General features: G+C 66.8%; 17 protein-coding genes and 1 pseudogene. 16 read left to right on the top strand and 2 right to left on the bottom strand.

Annotated elements, in window-relative coordinates; translation table 11 throughout:
• Positions 1-277: 277 nt before the first annotated feature.
• Positions 278-1108, bottom strand: coding sequence for a hypothetical protein (locus tag BU28_RS0114485; RefSeq protein WP_028720113.1), 831 nt, complete (start codon positions 1106-1108; stop codon positions 278-280).
• A 224-nt stretch (positions 1109-1332) separates the two neighbouring features.
• Between BU28_RS0114485 and BU28_RS0114480 the strand changes: the two genes are divergently transcribed.
• From BU28_RS0114480 to BU28_RS24755, 16 genes are all read left to right on the top strand, one after another.
• Positions 1333-3174 (top strand): sigma-54-dependent Fis family transcriptional regulator, encoded by a 1842-nt coding sequence (locus BU28_RS0114480; protein WP_028720112.1) that lies wholly within the window; start codon positions 1333-1335, stop codon positions 3172-3174.
• Between the two features lie 138 nt (positions 3175-3312).
• On the top strand, positions 3313-5460 hold the full coding sequence (locus BU28_RS0114475; protein WP_028720111.1) for a hydantoinase/oxoprolinase family protein: 2148 nt from the start codon (positions 3313-3315) through the stop codon (positions 5458-5460).
• Between the two features lie 20 nt (positions 5461-5480).
• Positions 5481-7796: a hydantoinase B/oxoprolinase family protein gene (locus tag BU28_RS0114470; RefSeq protein WP_028720110.1), complete on the top strand. Its 2316-nt coding sequence runs from the start codon at positions 5481-5483 to the stop codon at positions 7794-7796.
• Between the two features lie 70 nt (positions 7797-7866).
• A complete protein-coding gene (locus tag BU28_RS0114465; RefSeq protein ID WP_028720109.1) occupies positions 7867-8367 on the top strand; it encodes an acetone carboxylase subunit gamma in 501 nt (166 codons plus the stop codon).
• Between the two features lie 102 nt (positions 8368-8469).
• Complete coding sequence (locus BU28_RS0114460; RefSeq protein WP_028720108.1) at positions 8470-9507, top strand: zinc-dependent alcohol dehydrogenase family protein; 1038 nt, start codon at positions 8470-8472, stop codon at positions 9505-9507.
• A 201-nt stretch (positions 9508-9708) separates the two neighbouring features.
• A complete protein-coding gene (locus tag BU28_RS0114455) occupies positions 9709-10194 on the top strand; it encodes a PPC domain-containing DNA-binding protein (protein WP_198944933.1) in 486 nt (161 codons plus the stop codon).
• Positions 10191-10772, top strand: a complete 582-nt coding sequence (locus BU28_RS0114450; protein WP_028720106.1) for an ECF transporter S component — start codon at positions 10191-10193, stop codon at positions 10770-10772. Before BU28_RS0114455 ends, BU28_RS0114450 begins: the two co-directional genes overlap by 4 nt.
• Positions 10773-10784: 12 nt before the next feature.
• Positions 10785-11531, top strand: a complete 747-nt coding sequence (locus BU28_RS0114445; protein WP_028720105.1) for an energy-coupling factor transporter transmembrane component T — start codon at positions 10785-10787, stop codon at positions 11529-11531.
• Positions 11528-12253, top strand: coding sequence for an energy-coupling factor ABC transporter ATP-binding protein (locus BU28_RS23165; RefSeq protein ID WP_051578217.1), 726 nt, complete (start codon positions 11528-11530; stop codon positions 12251-12253). Before BU28_RS0114445 ends, BU28_RS23165 begins: the two co-directional genes overlap by 4 nt.
• Positions 12250-12927: an ATP-binding cassette domain-containing protein gene (locus tag BU28_RS23160; RefSeq protein ID WP_051578216.1), complete on the top strand. Its 678-nt coding sequence runs from the start codon at positions 12250-12252 to the stop codon at positions 12925-12927. Before BU28_RS23165 ends, BU28_RS23160 begins: the two co-directional genes overlap by 4 nt.
• Positions 12928-13162: 235 nt before the next feature.
• Positions 13163-14002, top strand: a complete 840-nt coding sequence (locus BU28_RS0114430; protein ID WP_028720104.1) for a TIGR02587 family membrane protein — start codon at positions 13163-13165, stop codon at positions 14000-14002.
• A 25-nt stretch (positions 14003-14027) separates the two neighbouring features.
• A complete protein-coding gene (locus tag BU28_RS24250; RefSeq protein WP_158212776.1) occupies positions 14028-14435 on the top strand; it encodes a TIGR02588 family protein in 408 nt (135 codons plus the stop codon).
• Between the two features lie 275 nt (positions 14436-14710).
• Positions 14711-15451, top strand: coding sequence for a cell wall hydrolase (locus tag BU28_RS0114420; RefSeq protein ID WP_028720103.1), 741 nt, complete (start codon positions 14711-14713; stop codon positions 15449-15451).
• A 689-nt stretch (positions 15452-16140) separates the two neighbouring features.
• Positions 16141-17364 (top strand): efflux RND transporter periplasmic adaptor subunit, encoded by a 1224-nt coding sequence (locus tag BU28_RS0114415; RefSeq protein WP_028720102.1) that lies wholly within the window; start codon positions 16141-16143, stop codon positions 17362-17364.
• Positions 17365-17366: 2 nt separating this feature from the next.
• Positions 17367-19316 carry a MacB family efflux pump subunit gene (locus BU28_RS0114410; protein ID WP_028720101.1) on the top strand — a complete coding sequence of 650 codons (1950 nt, stop codon included), beginning with the start codon at positions 17367-17369 and terminating at the stop codon, positions 19314-19316.
• Between the two features lie 21 nt (positions 19317-19337).
• Positions 19338-19619, top strand: a complete 282-nt coding sequence (locus BU28_RS24755) for an RcnB family protein (protein WP_143809872.1) — start codon at positions 19338-19340, stop codon at positions 19617-19619.
• An 87-nt stretch (positions 19620-19706) separates the two neighbouring features.
• Here the strand turns inward: BU28_RS24755 and BU28_RS0114400 are convergent.
• Positions 19707-19916: pseudogene (locus BU28_RS0114400) on the bottom strand (transposase domain-containing protein); the annotation flags it as partial.
• Positions 19917-19999: the final 83 nt, after the last annotated feature.

Genomic DNA, 19999 nt, shown 5'->3' with positions numbered 1-19999 from the left:
TGCCAAGTCCGGACGCGTCATCCTTTCAGCGGCCCCAAAGCTTCATCGTGGATCCCGGCCTCAAGCCGCGGATCTGCCGGGGTTTGAATATCCCCTTCCGAGCGGAAGAAGGACAGACCTGTCCGACGATGACGGCAGGAGGAATGACGGGCAGTTGCTGCGAGCGACCGAGGCCGGGCTGGCCGTCCCGGATGCCCGCTTCGCTCCGGTGGACAGCGACGGCATCCGCGCCATCCGCTTCCGGCTGGAACCACGGGGCAACGCGGATGCCACCGCGCTAGGCCACCTCGGCCGCCAGTCCGCCGCGCCCGGCCGAGGCCAGCCGGGCCAGCGCCTCGGTCACCTCGACCCGGCGGTAGGTTTCCGTGACCAATCCCTCGGCCGAGCGCAGGCCCACGCGCGTCTGCAGGGCCGCCTGCCGGTCCTTCGGATCGACCTCGGCGTCGCAGGCGACCAGCCAGTTCGCATAATCGTCGTCGTTTTCCTTGATCGGGATGCCGCTGCTGTTCACCGCCCCCGGTGCGCGGCGCATCGACACGATCTCGGACACCGGGCGCAGCGCCTGCGTCGGGTTGAACTCGGTCCGCTTGTCGGTGCCGGCGATCTCGACATCGCCGCCGGCCACCCGCCCCGAGGCGCTGTAGACAAAGGCCGAGGCGATGCGGTCCAGCGCGGCCTCGACCTCTTTTGGGCGATGGACCACGTCGCGGGGCGGGCGGTCGGGAACGGCGAGACGGGTGATGCCGCGGTCGTTGATCGCGTCCAGCACCTCGCGGTGGTCGTCGGTGCGCAGGATCACCTCGCGTCGGGCCGGCCAGAAGTCATAGGGCGCATGGGCGCCGTGGCTCTTGCCGATATGGAAGGCATAGATTTCCGGATAGACGGCGCGGCTGCTGCGGCGCGCCGGGCGGGCGTCGTAATAGGCCATCATCGCGCATTGCACCAGATGCGTGGCGCCCACCCCGCCCAGCGGCGCGTCGATGACAAGGCCGAGGCGGTCGAGCTCGGTCCAGCCGGGAAACAGCGCCTCCATCGTGGCCGGCCGGCCGCCGATGCTGATCTGGAACATGTCGGTGCGAAGCAGCCCGGCGACGTGCATGGTGGTCATCCTCCTCCTGTGCCGGCCGCGAAACGCCGCGACCGGCCGCCAACCTAGCGCGGAACGGGCGGGCTGACATCACCTTTGTTGCGGCGCACCGGCGCTGGCGCGAGGGCCGTCGCGGCTCAGCCGGCTTCCCAAGCCGCAGGGGCATCACCGCCGGTTCCCGGAGCCTTTTCTTGACATTCCACGGCCGAATCGCCTTAACTTCAGCACCTCACAAGAGGCCTGACATGGCGGAGAGCATCCAGAAGGAGGACTGGGAGCGCTTTCGGGCCTTGGGGAGCGTGCCCCCAAGCATTCGCGAAATCGTTCTCAGGTCGTGGGTAAGATCACTCGACAGCGTCGGGCTGCAGGGCCTGAAGCGTGCCCCTCTGGTCGCGGACGAGGAATTGCGCGCCATCCGCCGGCGCAATGTCCGGCTGCTGCGGGCGGCGCAGGACGCGGTCGGGCGCGCGGGTTACATGCTGGACGGCGCCGGGGCGATGCTGCTGCTGTGCGACCGCGCGGGCATGGTGCTGGATGCCGCGGGCGACACCCGCATCCGTTCGCGCGGCGAGGAAAACCACCTTCATCCGGGAGGGCTTTGGGATGAGGGCGCGATCGGCACCAACGCGATCGGCACCGCCCTGCACCTGGGCAAGGCCGTCAGCATCGCGGGGGTCGAGCATTTCTGCGAGGCGATCCAGCGCTGGTCCTGCGCGGCGGCCCCGGTTCGCGATCCGCTGACCGGCGGCATCCTGGGCGCGGTCGACATATCGGCGCCTTCGGACGAAAACCTGCGCCAGGGCGCCGCGCTGTCGGTCAGCCTGGCCATGCAGATCGAGGAAGCGCTGCGCCGGCTTGGCCTGCAGGAACATCAGATCCTTATCGACCGGCTGCTGTCCCGGCGCAACCGGGGTGGCGAGGAGTTGCTGCTGCTGGACAGGTACGGCAACCGGATCTGGGCCAGCGAAAGCTTTGGCCGCCTCGCGGAGCGTTTCGACGCCGGCCAGCGGATGATCGAGGAATTCGCCGCTGGTTCGGGCGCAGGCGGCGAAGGCGATCCCCGCGCCCTGGCGGGACGGATGCGCGAGGTGCTGCCCGAGGCAGATGTGAACCTGATCTCGGAAAACGGCGAGCCGCTGGGGCTGATGCTCGCCTTTGCCGCGCCGCGCCCGCGCGGCGGCGCCATCCGGGCCGAGCTTGCCGCCATCGCAGAGACCGGCCCGACCATGGCCGCGATCTGCGCCGAGGCGCTGGAGCTGGTCGAAAGCGGGGTGCCGCTGCTGATCAAGGGCGCGGCCGGCAGCGGCAAGGAAACGCTGGCGCGCGCCCTGCATGGCGCGGGGCCGCTGGCAAGCCTGCCGCTGGCGGTGGTGGATTGCGGGCTGATGGATGCCGAAAGCCTGCGCGGCGGCGCGGGCGGCCTTCCGGGCGCGGTGGGCGGCACCCTTGCCCAACTCGCCGAGACCGGCGGCACGCTGGTTCTGGACGAGTTGTCCGAGACGCCCGCCGCGGTGCAGGCGCTGCTGGCGCAGGCGCTTGCGCATCTGCGCCGCGAAGCCGGCGCGCCGGTGCAGTTCATCAGCCTCTCCTCGGTCCCGCTGTCGGAACGGGTGGCGACGGGGGCGCTGCGGGCGGACCTGCATTTCCGGCTGTCGGGGGCCATCCTGCGGCTGCCCGCGCTGGCCGAACGCCGCGGTGACCTGGAGCAGCTGGTGAAGCGGTTCTCCGAGATCTATTCGGACCGTCGCAAGGGCAGCGCCCTGCGCTTTACCCCCGCCGCCATGCTTCGGCTGCAAGCCCATGACTGGCCGGGCAACCTGCGCGAGCTGCGCAACATGATCGAGGCGCTGTCGGCAACGTCCTTCAGCCGGCTGGTCGACGTGACCGACCTGCCGCAGGGCATCGCGCACGGACCCGGAAAGATGCGCGAGGACACGCTGCGCGACCGCGAACGGGCCGAGATCCTGAATGCGGTGGCGCAATGCGGCGGCAACATGACCGAAACCGCGCGCCGGCTGGGGATCTCGCGTTCGACCCTTTACCTGAAGCTTGAACAATATGGCGTGCCGCGCGGTCGCCGGCACTAGGCTTTCTGCATCGCGTCATCGCGTCCGCAGCATGTCCGACGCATTGTCCGAAAACCGGACAACACACGGTCGGACCGCGAAGGCATCCTGTCATCACGCCACGGGGAGGTGGCGCAATGGGAGGAGCAAACCGTGCCATTGGACAAATCCAACAATCGAAAAGTGCAGGTGCTGGGCATCGACGCCGGCGGCACCATGACCGACACGTTCTTCGTGGACAGCGACGGCGATTTCGTCGTCGGCAAGGCGCAGTCGACGCCGCAGAACGAGGCGCTCGGCCTGATCGCCAGTTCCAAGGAGGGGCTGGAGCATTGGGGCCTGACGCTGGAGGACGCCCTGGGCGAGATCCAGACCGGCGTCTATTCCGGCACAGCGATGCTGAACCGGGTCGTGCAGCGCAAGGGCCTGCGTTGCGGCCTGATCGTCAATGCGGGGATGGAGGATTTCCACCGCATGGGCCGCGCGATCCAGGCCTATCTGGGCTTTGCCTATGAGGACCGCATCCACCTGAACACGCATTACTATGACGAGCCGCTGGTGCCGCGCCACCTGACGCGGGGCGTGATGGAACGGGTGGACATGTCCGGCACCGTGGTCATTCCGCTGCGCGAGGACACCGCCCGGCAGGCCGCGCGCGAGTTGATCGCGCAGGATGTCGAGGGCATCGTCATCTCGCTGCTGCACAGCTATCGCAACCCGGCCCATGAACGCCGGGTGCGCGACATCGTGCAGGAAGAGGTGGATGCTTCGGGCAAGAAGATCCCGGTCTTTGCCTCGACCGACTATTACCCGGTGCGCAAGGAAACCCATCGCACCAACACCACGATCCTGGAAGCCTATGCCGCCGAGCCGTCGCGCCAGACGCTGAGCAAGATCACCTCGGCCTTCAAGGAGAACGGCTCGAAATTCGACTTCCGGGTGATGGCCACGCATGGCGGCACCATCTCGTGGAAGGCCAAGGAACTGGCGCGCACCATCGTCTCGGGTCCGATCGGCGGCGTGATCGGTGCCAAATACCTGGGCGAGGTGCTGGGCTATTCCAACATCGCCTGTTCGGACATCGGCGGCACCTCGTTCGACGTGGCGCTGATCACCCAGAACGAACTGACCATCCGCAACGACCCCGACATGGCGCGGCTGGTGCTGTCGCTGCCGCTGGTCGCGATGGATTCGGTCGGCGCGGGCGCCGGTTCGTTCATCCGGCTGGACCCCTACACCAAGGCGATCAAGCTGGGCCCGGACAGCGCCGGCTATCGCGTCGGCGTCTGCTGGGAAGCCTCGGGGATCGAGACCGTCACCATCTCGGACTGTCACGTCATCCTGGGCTATCTGAACCCCGACAACTTCCTGGGCGGCCAGGTCAAGCTGGATCGCGAACGCGCCTGGAAGGCGATGAAGGAACAGATCGCCGACCCCCTGGGCCTGTCGGTCGAGGATGCGGCTGCGGGTGTGATCGAGTTGCTGGACAGCGACCTGCGCGACTATCTGCGCTCGATGATCTCGGGCAAGGGCTCGACGCCGGGCAACTTCGTCTGCTTCAGCTATGGCGGCGCCGGGCCGGTCCATACCTATGGCTATACCGAGGGGCTGGGCTTCGAGGACGTGATCGTGCCGGCCTGGGCCGCGGGTTTCAGCGCCTTTGGCTGCGCGGCGGCGGATTTCGAATACCGCTATGACAAGTCCCTGGACATCAACATCGCAAGCGACGCCTCGGCCGATCTGAAAGCGACGCAGGCCGCCACGCTGCAAGCGGCCTGGGAGGAGCTGAAGGAGCGCGTGCTGGAGGAATTCGAGATCAACGGCTATGCCGCCGACCGCGTGCAGCTGCAACCGGGCTTCCGCATGCAGTATCGCGGCCAGCTGAACGACCTGGAAATCGAATCCCCGATCATGGCGGCGCACTCCGCCGAGGACTGGGACAAGCTGGTCGAAGCGTTCAACGACACCTACGGCCGGGTCTATGCCGCATCGGCCCGCTCGCCCGAACTGGGCTATTCCGTGACCGGCGCGATCATGCGCGGCACGGTGCCGATCCCGAAGCCGAAGATCCCGAAAGAGCCCGAGGCCGGCCCGACCCCGCCCGAGGAGGCCAAGCTCGGCACGCGCAAGTTCTATCGCCACAAGCAATGGGTCGATGCCCAGCTTTACCGGATGGAGGCCTTGCAGCCGGGCAACCGCATCACCGGCCCCGCCGTCATCGAATCCGACGCCACCACCTTCGTGGTGCCGGGCGGTTTCGAGACGTTCCTGGACGGCCACCGCCTGTTCCACCTGAAAGAGCTTTGATTTCCCGGGGAGGAAACACCATGAACATGCAATCCAAGGTCGAGACCCGCGGCATCGTGCGCGGCGGCGAGACCCTGAAACAGCACCGCGACCGGCTGATGGAGGCCACGAAGCGGACGAAGCACTACGCCGGCCTCGACCGGCTGGAGCTGCGCGACAGCGACCCGATCAAGTACAACAAGCTGTTCTCGCGCCTTCGCGCCGGCGTCGTGGATGCCCGCGAAACCGCCAAGAAGATCGCCGCCTCGCCCATTGTCGAGCAGGAGGGCGAGCTGTGCTTCACCCTCTACAACGCGGCGGGCGACTCGATCCTGACCTCGACCGGGATCATCATCCACGTCGGCACCATGGGCGCCGCGATCAAGTACATGATCGAGAACGGCTGGGAGCATAACCCCGGCATCAAGGACAAGGACATCTTCTGCAACAACGACAGCCTGATCGGCAACGTCCATCCCTGCGACATCCACACCATCGTGCCGATCTTTCACCAGGGCGAGCTGATCGGCTGGGTCGGCGGCGTGACCCATGTGATCGACACCGGCTCGGTCGGGCCCGGGTCGATGTCCACGGGCCAGGTGCAGCGGTTCGGCGACGGCTATTCGATCACCTGCCGCAAGATCGGCGAGAACGACGAGCTGAAGCGCGACTGGCTGCATGAAAGCCAGCGCATGGTGCGCACGACCCGCTACTGGATGCTGGACGAACGCACCCGCGTCGCCGGTTGCCACATGATCCGCAAGCTGGTCGAGGAGGTGATCGCGGACGAGGGCATCGAGGCCTATTGGAAATTCGCCTATGAATCGGTCGAGCATGGCCGCGTCGGCCTGCAGGCCCGCATCAAGGCGATGACCATTCCCGGCAAGTACCGGCAAGTGGGCTTCGTGGACGTGCCCTATGCGCATGACGACGTGCGCGTGCCGTCCGATTTCGCCAAGGTCGACACGATCATGCACACGCCGTCGGAAATCACCATCCGGGGCGACGGCACCTGGCGGCTGGACTTCGAGGGCTCGTCCCGCTGGGGCTGGCACACCTACAACGCGCATCAGGTCAGCTTCACCAGCGGCATCTGGGTGATGATGACCCAGTCGCTGATCCCGACCGAGATGATCAACGACGGCGCCGCCTATGGCACCGAATTCCGGCTGCCGAAGGGCACCTGGATGAACCCTGACGACCGGCGGGTGGCCTTCAGCTATTCCTGGCACTTCCTGGTCTCGTCCTGGACGGCGCTCTGGCGCGGGCTGTCGCGCAGCTACTTCGGGCGCGGCTATCTGGAAGAGGTGAACGCGGGCAACGCCAACACCTCGAACTGGCTGCAGGGCGGCGGCTTCAACCAGTATGACGAGATCCACGCCGTCAACTCGTTCGAATGTGCCGCGAACGGGGTCGGGGCCTCGGCCCACCAGGACGGCATCAGCCATGCGGCCGCCGTCTGGAACCCCGAAGGCGACATGGGCGACATGGAGATCTGGGAACTGGCCGAGCCGCTGGTCTATCTGGGCCGGCAGATCAAGGCATCCTCGGGCGGCGCGGGCAAGTATCGCGGCGGCTGCGGCTTTGAAAGCCTGCGCATGGTCTGGAACGCCAAGGACTGGACGATGTTCTTCATGGGCAACGGCCATATCAGCTCGGACTGGGGGCTGATGGGCGGCTATCCCGCGGCCTCGGGCTATCGCTTCGAGGCGCATGACACCCGCCTGAAGGAGATCATCGCCGAGGGCGGCGCCATCCCGCATGGCGGCGACACCGACCCCGAGAACCCGACATGGGAGGCGATGCTGCCCGACGCCCGCATCAAGCGCGACAAGCAGGCGATCACCACCGAGGCGATGTTCAAGGACTATGACCTTTACCTGAACTACATGCGCGGGGGCCCGGGCTTCGGCGATCCCTTGGACCGCGAGCCGCAGAAGGTGGCCGACGACGTGAACGGCGGCTATCTGCTGCCCCGCTTTGCCGACAGCGTCTATGGGGTCGTGCTGCGCGATGCCGGCGACGGCATGAAGGGTGTGGACAGGGACGCGACCACGGCGCGCCGCAAGGCGATCCGCCAGCAGCGCCTGTCGGAATCGGTGCCGACGCGGGAATGGATGGCCGAGGAGCGCAAGCGCATCCTTGCCAAGGAGGCCGGGGTGCATGTCCAGCAGATGTTCGCCGCATCCTTCAAGCTGGGCCCGCGCTTCGAGCAGCAGTTCCGCAGCTTTTGGGACCTGCCGGCCGACTGGCGGCTGATGGAAGCGGATCTGCCGATCCCCTCCTACGGGCGCGAATACTCGATGGACATTTCCGAGCTTCCGGACGTGAAGACGGTCCAGTTCGTCGAGGAATGAGCGTTCCGGCTGCGCCCATTCCCCCCTGTGGCGCAGCCATCCCTTCAAGGCCAATCCAATGGAGGAACCGATGGCCTATACCAAAGCCAAGATCAAAGACCTGGTTGACGGCAAGATCGACCGCGACACCCTGCACACCATGCTGTCCACGCCGAAGGACAAGGAACGGTTCCAGATCTATCTGGAGATCCTGCAGGAGCAGGTGGACTGGGACGACCCGATCATCCTGCCGCTGGGCCCGAAGCTGTACATCGTGCAGCGCAAGTCCGACGGGAAATGGATGATCCGCAGCCAGGCGGGACATGATTTCTGCGAATGGGACCAGAACTGGAAGCTGCACGCCCGCATCCGGGTCAGGAACACCCCGGCCCAGATGGAGGAGCTTTATCCCCGGCTGATGGCGCCCTCGCCCGAATGGCAGGTGATCCGCGAATACTTCTGCCCGCTGTCCGGCGATCTGCTGGACGTCGAGGCGCCAACCCCCTGGTATCCTGTGATCCACGACTTCGAGCCGGATATCGAGACCTTCTACAGGGATTGGCTGGACCTTCCGGTGCCCGAGCGCGCCTGACCGGACCTGGGGCCGAAGGCCGGTGGAGTGTCCGAAAATCGGACGCTCCATCAGCTTTTGCCCATGATAGCCATGACCCACGAACGACCCGGAGGGAATAGGATGAAAGCGCTCGTGTACCAGGGTCCAGGCAAGAAGGACTGGATCGAGAAGGAAAAGCCCGGCATCGAAAAGCCGACCGACGTCATCGTGCGGATCACCAAGACCACGATCTGCGGCACCGACCTGCATATCCTCAAGGGGGACGTGCCGGCCGTCACCGCAGGGCGCACCCTGGGGCATGAAGGCGTCGGCGTCGTCGAGGAGGTCGGCGGTGCGGTGGCAAACTTCAAGCCCGGCGACGCGGTGCTGATCTCCTGCGTCACCTCTTGCGGGCGCTGCGCCAACTGCAAGCGCCAGCTTTACGCCCATTGCGCCGACGGCGGCTGGATCCTGGGCCACAAGATCGACGGCACCCAGGCGGAATATGTTCGCATCCCCCACGGCGACAATTCGCTTTACCCGATCCCCGAAGGCTCGGACGATGAGGCGCTGGTGATGCTGTCCGACATCATGCCGACGGGCATGGAGATCGGCGTGCAGGCCGGCGGGGTCAAGCCCGGCGACACCGTCGCCATCGTCGGCGCCGGTCCGGTCGGCATGTCGGTGTTGCTGACGGCCCAGTTCTATTCGCCCGGCCGCATCATCATGATCGACATGGACCCGGCCCGGCTGGAGCTGGCCCGCCAGTTCGGCGCGACCGACCTGGTCCAGGTCGGCGCCGAGGACGCGGCGGCGCGGGTGCTTGAGCTGACGGACGGGCAGGGCGTCGATGTCGCCATCGAGGCCGTGGGTATCCCCGCGACCTTCGACATCTGCCAGAAGATCGTCTCGGCCGGCGGCAACATCGCGAACGTCGGTGTGCACGGCAAACCCGTGCAGCTGCATATCGAAGAGCTGTGGATCAAGAACATCAACATCTCGATGGGGCTGGTCTGCACCAACACCACGCCGATGCTGCTGAAGACGCTGAAATCCGGCAAGGTGGATCCGGGCCGGCTGGTCACGCATCGCTTCAAGCTGGACGAGATCATGCAGGCCTATGAGGTCTTCGGCAATGCCGCGCGCGAAAAGGCGATGAAGGTGATCATCTCGGCCTGAGACAGCCGGGCGGGGGAAGGCTGGTCAGAAAACCGGAGCCTTCCCCGAACCCTGCACAGGCAGGGCGTAGGATTTCGGGCCGCCGGAATTGACAGCCCTGCACGGTTCCGGCAAGTCTTGGGAAACAGGGTCGCGGATGCGCCTTGCTTGAACCATGCCCCGGCGGGGCTGCAAGTTTGATGATCCGTTGTCGGAGCCGCCTTGACCGATCCTGTCCCGGTGTCTGCCGCACCCCCGCCTTATCCCCTGGCCCTTGCGCTGTCGAATGCGCGCCTTGGGGTGTTCCGCCTGCGCCCGGGCGAGGATCCCGTCCTTGCCCTGCGCGCGGTGCAGCGGCGCACCGGCGCGCGAGCCATGGCGGTGGTCACCTGCGTGGGCAGCCTGACGCGGGCCGAGATCCGGCATGCGAACCGCCCCGAGGGCACGCGCTATCAGGGCCATTTCGAAATCACCTCGCTGACCGGCACGGTCGATCCGGACGGAGAGCATCTGCACCTGACCATAACCGACGGCGATGGCCACGCCTTTGGCGGGCATCTGCTGCCCGGCTCGGCAGTCTATACCACGGCCGAGATCGTGGTGGCGCTGCTGGACGATCTGGCCTTCGCCCGCGAGCCATGCCCCCTTTCGGGTTATGACGAACTCGTCATCCACGACGCCTTGCCGCCAAAGGAACCCCAGGCATGACATCCAACCGCTTTTCCACCCGCAATCTGGTTCTGGTCGCCATCGGCATCGCGCTGAACCTCGCCCTGGGCCAGGCGGCGTCCTTTCTCAACCTGCCGATCTTTCTCGATTCCGTCGGGACCGTGCTGGCGGCGGTGCTGGCCGGGCCGGTGATCGGCGGGCTGACCGGGTTGCTGACCAACCTGCTGTGGGGGCTGCTGCAAGGGCCCACTGCGGCCTTCTTCGCGCCGGTCGCCATGATGATCGGCGTCGCGGCGGGCCTGCTTGCCCGTGCGGGGCTGTTCCGGACCTGGTGGCAGGCGGCGATCTCGGGCGCGGTGATCGCGGTCGCCCTGGCGGTGGTGGCGGTGCCGATCCGCATCTATCTGTTCGGCGGCGTGACCGGCAGCGGTGCCGACTTTGCCGTGGCCTATCTGCTGAAGGTCGGCGAAAGCCTGTTCGGCTCGGTCCTGATCACGGTGATCGGCACGAACCTGGTGGACAAGATTGTCACGGCGCTGCTGGTCTGGGGGATCCTGCGCGGCCTGCCCACGCGGGCTGTCGGGGACTGGCCCTTTCTTGCCCACAGCCGGGCCTGACCGGCGGCCGCGATGTTCCAGCCCGGCCCGGACAGCGCCTTTCGCCGCGCCAACCCGCTGACACGGCTGGCCCTTGTCGCGGCAGTGGCGGCGATGCTGCCGTTGTGGCCGGCGCCGGTGCTGCTGGCGGCGCTTGCGGTCGTGCTGACCGGGGGCGCGGCCCTGGGCTTTGGCCGGTTGCTCGCTTGGCGGATGGTGCTGCTGATGCTGCCCCTGGCGATTGCGCTGGCCGTCGTTCAGGGCCTGCTGGTCCCGCGGGGGCCGGTGGCGGCCTGCGGCCCGCTTGCCTGTTATCCCGAGGGCCTGGCTTACGGGCTGAGGGTGTTCGCGCGGCTGGCGCTTCTGCTTGGCATCGGCCTCGTCTTCGTGATGACGACGCGGCCGTCGGACCTGGCACGCGCGCTGGACGGGGCAGGCGTGCCCCCCTCGATCTCCTACCTGCTGACCGCGCCGCTTGCCCTGGTCGAGACGGTGGGCCAGGAGGCGCGCGAGGTCCGCGACAGCCTGCAGCTGCGCGGGTTCTCGGCCCGGGACGGGCTGCGCGCGCGGGTGAGGATCCTGGCCGCGATGATGAACCCGCTGGCGCGCAGCCTGATTACCGACGCCCCGGCCCGCGCCGAGGTGCTGGAAATGCGCGGCTTCCGCGCCTTTCCGCGCCGGGGCCTGATCGACCCGATCCAGGACAGCGCGGCCGAGATCCGGCTGCGGCGCGCCTTCCTGGTCCTGGCGCTGCTGCAACTGGGGCTGGCGGCGGCATGACCCTGGACGCCAGCAATCTTGAATTTGCCTGGCCCGGCGGCACGCCGCTGTTCCAGGGGCTCGACCTGTGCCTTGACCGGGGCGAGCGGCTGGCGATCCTGGGCGGCAACGGTTCGGGAAAGTCCACGCTGGGCCGCTGCCTGGCCGGGTTTCTGCCGGTGCAGGGCCGTCTGGCGTGGAAGGGCCGCCCCTGGTCGGCGTTGTCGCGCGCAGACCATGCGGCGGCGGTGCAATATGTCGGCCAGCGCCCGCACCTGCATCTGAGCGGGCGCGGCTTCACCCTGCGCGAGGAGGTCGCCTTCGGCCCCGAAAACCTGGGCCTGCCCTCGGCCCAGATCCGGGCCAGGGTGGACGAGGCGATGGCCTTCCTGGGCCTTTCGCATCTGGCCGGGCGCGATTGCCACCGCCTGTCAGGGGGCGAGACGCAGCGCGCGGTCCTGGCCGGTGCCCTGGCGATGCGCCCGGAGCTTCTGATCCTGGACGAGCCGATGACCGATCTTGATGCGGAAAGCCGCGACGGGCTGGCCGCGCATCTGCGCGAACTGCCCTGGAGCATGACGGTGATCGTCCTTGATCTCGGCTATCAGGACTGGATGGAGGACCTGGTGCCGAGGCATCTGCTTCTGGACGCCGGGCAGGTCCAGGGTCCGTTCGACAACGCCGAACTGTTCAGCCGGCCGCTGCCGGAGCGGCTTCTGCGGCCCGCCCGACTGTCGCCATGACCGCCGGCGTCGAGATCGAGGGGCTGAGTTTCGGCTATCCGGGCCAGCCGCTGCTGTTCTCGGGACTGGACCTCAGCCTGCGCGCCGGCACGGGCCTGGCGGTGCTGGGGCCGAATGGCCGGGGCAAAAGCAGCCTGCTGCGTCTGCTGTCAGGCCTGGAGCGTCCGCTGCGGGGCCGTATCCGGGTCGCCGGGCTTGACCTGTCCCGCGCCCTGGCGCGGGATGTCGCGCGGCTGGTCGGCATGGTGGCGCAATCCTCCGACCGCCAGTTCCTGCGGGCGCGGGTGATCGACGAGGTCGCCCTGGGCGCCCGGACCCTCGGCCTTGCCGATCCCGGGATGCTGGCACAGGGCGCGCTTGAACGGCTGGGCATCGCGGATCTGGCCCCGTGCCATCCCCTGGACCTGGATGCGGGCCAGCGGCGCCTTGTGGCCCTGGCGGCAGCCGTCGCCCATCGCCCGCGCCTCTTGCTGCTGGACGAGGCGCAGCGCGGGCTCGACCGGCTCAACCGCGGTTTTCTCGAGCGGCTGATCCAGTCCGAAACCGTTCTCGGCACGACCGTGCTGGCCGTGACCCATGATACGGATTTCGCCCGGCGGATCGCCAGCCACCTGCTGCTGGTGTCGCAGACTGGGGTGGAGGTCCGCGCCTGCAAAGATTGGCCCGGAGGATGACGAAGGTAGGCAGGACGCTGCCCTGCCGATTGGACTGACTGGGCACGCCGCAGGCCTTATCTTCGAACACTGTGCAAGGTGGGCATCGCCCAGCTTTCGATGCTGCGGCAGGCGGCCTCCTGCTGCGACAACGCGCCTGCTTTCCCATTGATGTATTTTTTCAATTCCTTACGGGAACATGCCTGGCAGCCAATTCGTTGAGAGACCATCTTGACCCTTGAGAAAGGCAGACGAATTGACCGCACGGGCCGATGCTGAACGAAGGGCTCCCTCGAACCGGGAATATGCCGTCGATCTGATGCGCGCATTCGGCGGCGCGGTGATTTTCGCGTTCCCGCTTCTGATGACGATGGAGATGTGGTGGCTGGGCTTCTACATCGACCCCCTGCGGCTTCTGGTGTTCCTGACGCTGAACCTTGTCATCCTGTTCGGGCTGTCCTGCTTTGCCGGGTTTCGAAAGACCTTCCGCCTCAAGGAAGATGCGCTTGACGCCTTCGCAGCCTATGGCGTCGGCACGATCTGCTCGGCCGCGCTTCTGGCGCTGTTCGGGATCATCACCTGGGACATGCCGCTCAGCGAAATCGTCGGCAAGATCGCCGTTCAGGCCGTTCCCGCCAGCGTCGGCGCCATGGCCGCGCGCAGCCAGCTCGGCGATAACGAGGAGGAAGAGGAGAAAGCCGCGGACGGCTATGCGGGTCAGCTGTTTCTCATGCTGGCAGGGGCGCTGTTTCTGGCCTTCAATGTCGCACCGACCGAGGAGATGATCCTGATCTCGTTCCTGATGACGCCCTGGCATGGCTTGGCCTTGGTGGTCGTCTCGATTCTGGCGCTGCACGCCTTCGTTTATTCGCTGGACTTTTCGGGCCAGGAAGAGCTGCCGGGCGACGGCGGCTTCTGGCGGACCTTTTTCGGCTACAGCATCGCCGGCTACGGGATCGCGCTGCTGGTCAGCGTATATGTGCTTTGGACGTTTGGACGCCTCGACGGCGTGGGCATGGGGCAGGTCGCCATGATGACGGCCGTGCTGGGCTTCCCGTCGGCGCTTGGCGCCGCGCTGGCTCGGCTGGTCGTGTGAGACAACAGGAATGGAGCATCGGCAGGTGTCGGATCAGCAAGACAAGCGGCAGGACAGCGGAACCCCGGCCCTCGAATGGATCGCGGCGGGCATCGGGCTTGTCCTGACCGTGGCGATGCTGGGGTTCATCGGCTGGCAGGCATGGAAAAGCACGGGAGAGGAGCGTCCCGCGATCAAGGTGGATGTCCAGCGGATCGTCCCGTCGGCCGATGGCTGGCTTGTCGAGGTCGCGGCGCGGAACCTGTCGGCCGCTACCGCCGCCGCCGTCCAGATCGAGGGAGAGTTGCTGGACGGCGAGCGTGTGATTGCCACCAGCCAGGTCACGCTCGACTACGTCCCCGGCAACTCGGAGCGCCGTGGCGGCCTGTTCTTTCGCGAGGACCCCGAGGCGCACGGGCTGAAGGTGCGCGCCCTGGGCTATGCCGAACCGTGAGCGCGTTGCACAAAGGACGGGGTCGCGCGGCAGCGGGAAGTTGCGGTGGGCCGGGATGCTGCTGACCGTATCGCCGGTTCCCCTGGCCGCGACGAGGAAAAGCTCTATCGCAGCCGCTGATCCGTCAGGCTGACGCAGACAGGCCGTCTATCGCACGGTCACGGAGCGGCTTGTCCGGGCCGCCCGCAGCGCCGCCCGGCCTTGGCTTTCCGACGCGCGTTTCGGAACGGTTTTGCCCCTGGCGCCGTTCCTGAACCAACCGAAGGAGAAGCCCGATGATCCGAACGGTTCTCGTCACGGCCGTCGCTTTCGCCGCCGCCTGGGGGGCAGGGGCCCCGGACCCCGGACGCCATCCGGTGCAGTCCGGGACCGATGGCGCGGCCCCGGCCCACGCTGTCCCGCAAGCTCAGCCGCAAGCCCCGGCGACCGGCTTTCAGGCCTTGGGCGCGGCCTTCGATCGCGCCGACCGGGCGCTGATGCGGTCAGGGCCGCTGCCCGAAACCGCCGCCCGGCCGGCGATGCGGCCGACCGGGATCGGGACGGACCGGCCATTTGCGCGGCCCGCGACGGCGGGGCAGATCGCACGGGGCGCCCGCATTCCGCCGCCGCCGGCCTCTCTGCGCAATGCAAGCGACCTGTCCTGCATCGCCGTCGCCATCTATCACGAGGCCCGAAACCAGGACGACTTCGGCCAGCGGGCCATCGCCTCGGTCATCCTGCAGCGCGCGGCTCTGTCGCGGCGTTGGGGCGATACGGCCTGCGACATCGTCGTTCCGAGGCAGTTCAGCTTCATGACCTCGCGCTACGATTATCCGCCGATCGACGACATGAGGGCCTGGAAAAAGGCCGTGCGCCTTGCCGCCCGCGTCATGATCGAGGGTCCGATGCCCGAACTGAAGGGGGCGGATCATTATCACGCCAAGGCCGTCACCCCCGACTGGGCGTCGAGCATGGTCCGCGTCCGTCTGGTGGGCGACCACATCTTCTATGTCGATCCCCGCTCCTCGGCGATCTAGCAGCGCTCCGGGCTGGGGTGCGAAGGGCGGAATGCAAACACCACGCATCCGCCAAGCGCCCAGCAGCAGATGAAGCCAAGCCTCGACCGGCCGCAGCCGTGTCAGCCAGCCGTGGCTGTGCTCCAGCGTCATCCAACCTGTCCTTCGCCAGGCGCTGCTACCGGATTCCTGGGCCGGCAAGGATTTAGACCAGGCGATGCTGTCGAGCACGGTGCCGGCGACCGCAGGGTTCAGAAGCAGATTCAGCAGTTCGCCGCGGGCATCGACCAACCGAAAAACCAGCCTTTCGCCTCCGAACTCGATCAGGCTGAACGAGACCGGCTCCATCCGCCGCGTGCCGGTGTCAGCGTCCGCGTCGCCTGCGCGCGGCATGCAAATCGCGCCGTGGGGCTCGGCAAGGGTTTCGCTGGTCATGGCCACGCGTCCTGTCACCTGCCCTCGGGCCGCATTCCGCCGCCGTCCACAAATATGATGTCCCACAATTGCCCCGGCGCACGCGGAGGTTTGTAAGGAATTGTTTCGGGCAGGCGCAGGGAAGCCTTTCGTTACAAATTGGGCATCGGCGGAAACCTCCCGACACAGACAGGACCAACGGTGGAAACAGCCAGCAGCTATTTTGATCGCGGGCTAGGGAACCCGGCACAGTTCTGATCCTGGTTCGAATCGCCTGAAGCAAGGAAAGACATCCGATGCGAAAGCCCGTGACAGTCGCGCTGATCGTGGCCGTCCTGCTGGGCGGGGTCCCGGCGTTGCGCCTGACTGGCATCACGCCGGGCAGCGCCGCCGCGCCAGCCTACCTGACCGCGCCGGTGGCGCGCGGCTCGGTTGAGGTCTCGGTGCTGGCCGAGGGTCGGCTCAAGCCCTCGAACCTGGTTGCGGTGGGGGCGCAGGTCTCGGGGCGGATCACCGCGCTGGCGGTCAAGGTTGGCGACCGGGTAGGGCAGGGCGACCTGATCGCCGAGATCGACTCGGTCACGCAAAGAAACGACCTGCGCAAGGCCGAGGCGGCGCTCGCCAACATCAAGGCTCAACTGGTCGAGAAGCGGGCGGTGCTGGCGTTGGCGGAAAAGATGCTCGCCCGGCAGCAGAATCTGATCCGCTCGGCCGCCTCCTCCCGCAGCGACTTCGACACCGCCGAGCAGGATGTCGAGGTCGCCCATGCCCAGATCGCCGCGCTCGAGGCACAGACCGCCGAGGCCGAGGTCGCCATCGAGACCGCGCGGGCCAACCTGGACTATACTCGCATCACTGCCCCCAGCGCCGGCACGGTGCTGGCCATCGTCAACCAGGCTGGCCAGACTGTTAACTCAGCGCAAAGCTCGCCGACCATCGCGGTGCTAGGCGATCTGGCCCGAATGAATGTCCATGCCGAAATTTCCGAGGCCGACATCGGCAAGGTGAAGCCGGAGCAGAAGGTGCGCTTCAGCTTGCTGGACGACAGTGGCCGCACCTATCAGGGCGCGCTGGAATCGATCGCCCCGGCGCCGCAGGCCATCGTCAACGACAGCCTGATCAATCCCGACACCACTGCCGATAGCGACAGCGAGGCGGTTTACTACATCGGCATCGTTCCAGTGGAGAACCCGGACGGCAACCTGCGCAGCTACATGACCGCACAGGTCAGCATCCTGCTGGGCGAGGCGCAGGACGTTCTGACCGTCCCAGCCCTGGCGCTCGGCCAGCGCAACGGCGACGGCAGCTACAAGGTGCGCGTGCTGGCGCGCGACGGCAGTGTCGAGAGCCGCAATGTTGGCATCGGCCTAAACGACAAGGTGGTGGCCGAGGTGATCTCGGGCCTCAATGAGGGCGAGCACGTGGTGATGGGCGAGCAGGCAGTGGGTATGTCGATGTCGGGCGGCGGCGGAACCGGCGGGGGACGCGGCATGATGGGCCCGCCTCCGATGGGGGGCTGAGCATGGGCGAGCCGCTGATCCGGCTTCGCGGCGCCGGCCGCGAATACCCCTCGGGCGACGGCGTGCTGCGGGTGCTCAGGGACATCGACCTCGACATCGCGCAGGGCGAGTTCGTCGCCATAATAGGCCCCTCGGGCTCGGGCAAGTCGACGCTGATGAACATCCTCGGCTGCCTCGACCGGCCCAGTTCGGGCAGTTACCGGTTGGCCGGGCGCGAGGTTTCGCGGCTCGGCGCGGGCGAGCTGGCGGCGCTCAGGCGCGAGTTCTTTGGCTTTATCTTCCAGCGCTACCACCTGTTGGCCGAGATGACGGCGCTGGGGAATGTGGAGGTGCCGGCGATCTATCGCGGCCGGTCGTCCGAGGCGCGGCGCGATAAAGCGTGCGGCCTGCTGGGCCGGCTGGGCATGGGCGAGCGTTTGGAGCATCGGCCCGGCCAGCTTTCGGGCGGTCAGCAGCAGCGGGTCTCGATCGCGCGGGCGCTGGTCAACGACGCACGGGTGATCCTGGCTGACGAACCCACTGGGGCGCTGGACAGCCGTAGCGGCGAGGAAGTGCTGGCCATCCTGGACGAGTTGAACTCCGAAGGCCGCACCGTGGTCATCGTCACCCACGATCCCAAGATCGCCACCCGCGCCCGCCGCGTGGTCGAGATTGCCGACGGCCGCATCGTCTCGGACCGCAGCGGCGGCGCCGGGAGTCCGGCAGCGGCCCCCGCGCGGGTTCCCGCCGCGGCGGATCGCGCGGCCGTGCTGGCGGTTGGACGGCTGGCCGAGACGCTGCGGATGGCAGTGCTGGCCTTGCGCGCCCACAAGCTGCGCAGCTTCCTGACCATGCTGGGCATCATCATCGGCATTGCTTCGGTGGTCTCGGTGGTGGCGCTTGGCGAAGGTTCCCGCCAGCGCGTGCTGCAGAACATCTCGGGCCTAGGGACGAATACCCTGCAGATTATGCCTGGGCGGGATTTCGGCGACATGCGCTCGGGTCGCGTGACCACGCTGGTCATGGCCGACGGCCATGCGCTGGCGCGGCAGTCCTATGTCGCGTCGGTCAGCCCTACGGTTAGCGCGACCGAGACGCTGCGCTACGGCGCGGTCGAGGCCAGCGCCCAAATCAGCGGCGTGGGCGACCAGTATTTCGACGTCGCCGGCGTCAGGCTGACCCGCGGCCGCGCCTTCGACGAAGCTGACGTCGCGGCGATGAGCCAGAACGTCGTCATCGACGAGAACACCCGCCAGAGCCTGTTCGGCAAGGAGGGCAAGGCGCTGGGGCGGATCTTTATGGCGGGCAAGGTGCCGCTGCGGGTGATCGGCGTGGCCGAGGTGCAGAGCCGCGGTCCCGGCGGTAGCACCAGCCTGGGGGTCTATGCGCCCTATACCACGGTGCAGGCGCGCTACCTAGGCACCACCAGCGTCAGTGGCCTGACGCTACGCGTGCATGACAACGTGGATATGGCGCTGGCCGAGCAATCGGTCACCGAATTCCTGACCCGGCGCCACGGCATCAAGGATTTCTTTGTCGTCAACAACGACGAGATTCGCCAGTCCATCATCGCAACTACCCAGACCCTAACGCTGCTGATTTCAGCCATCGCCATCATCTCGCTGCTGGTCGGCGGCGTCGGGGTGATGAACATCATGCTGGTCTCGGTCACCGAGCGCATCGGCGAGATCGGGCTGCGCATGGCGGTGGGAGCCCGGCGCGCTGACATCCAAGCGCAATTCCTGACCGAGGCGGTGCTTGTCTGCGTCATCGGCGGCTTGGCCGGCATCCTGGCCGCGCTTGGCTTTGGCTTGGCCTTCGAGCGGTTCAGCAGCAATTTCACCCTGGTCTATTCCCCCCTCTCCATGGTGGTAGCCCTGGCAAGCTCTTCCGCCATTGGGCTCGTCTTCGGATATGTCCCGGCCGTGAATGCTTCACGCCTGGACCCTATCAACGCTCTTGCAAAAGGTTAAATCGATGAAAAAGGAAAGAAAGTGAAAGCCATTCCCATTCTTGCTATGCTCGCCGTACTGGTTGCCTGCTCAGAGAAGGATGAACCGACGGCACATATTTACCGCTATCCCGAGGGTGCAGAGCCGCTGAGTGGTGGGCTTGTGATACGCAGCGGACAGAGCGTACGGGTCGACCATCACAATCACGCTTTGCCAGAACCCGAGGACAGCCAGCATTGGGAACTGCAGCCTGGCGCTTTCTTGCTGATGAATGCCTCGGGGCAAGTGCTCTCAACCGTGCCAGCGCTTTATTCCGGGCTTTGAAATTGCGGGATTTACTAGAAGGCGGCGACCGGATTACCCGATCGCCGCCTCTTGCCAGCTTGTGGGTAAGCGGGAAGCTGATGCCGTTCAGGGCGTGTAGTTCCAAGGCATGAGGACGTCGATTTTGGCGCTCGGCCATTGGTTGGCGATGCGTTCGAGGGTCTGCGTCAGCCAGGCCGTAGGATCGACGTTGTTCATCTTGCAGGTCTGCAGGAGGGTGGCGATGGTGGCCCATGTGCGGCCACCGCCGTCCGAGCCAGCGAAGAGGCTGTTCTTGCGGGTGATGGTCATCACCCGTTCATTCTGCCCATGTCGGGCAATTTGTTGAGGTGCATTACCGCTGGCACGCGCTTTTCGGCCGACAGTTTCGGGTCGAGCGC

It is taken from the genome of Paracoccus yeei ATCC BAA-599, assembly GCF_000622145.1.
Classification (GTDB): domain Bacteria; phylum Pseudomonadota; class Alphaproteobacteria; order Rhodobacterales; family Rhodobacteraceae; genus Paracoccus; species Paracoccus yeei.
Note: the sequence above shows the minus strand (reverse complement) of the source record. Positions and strands in the feature narration are given on the sequence as shown.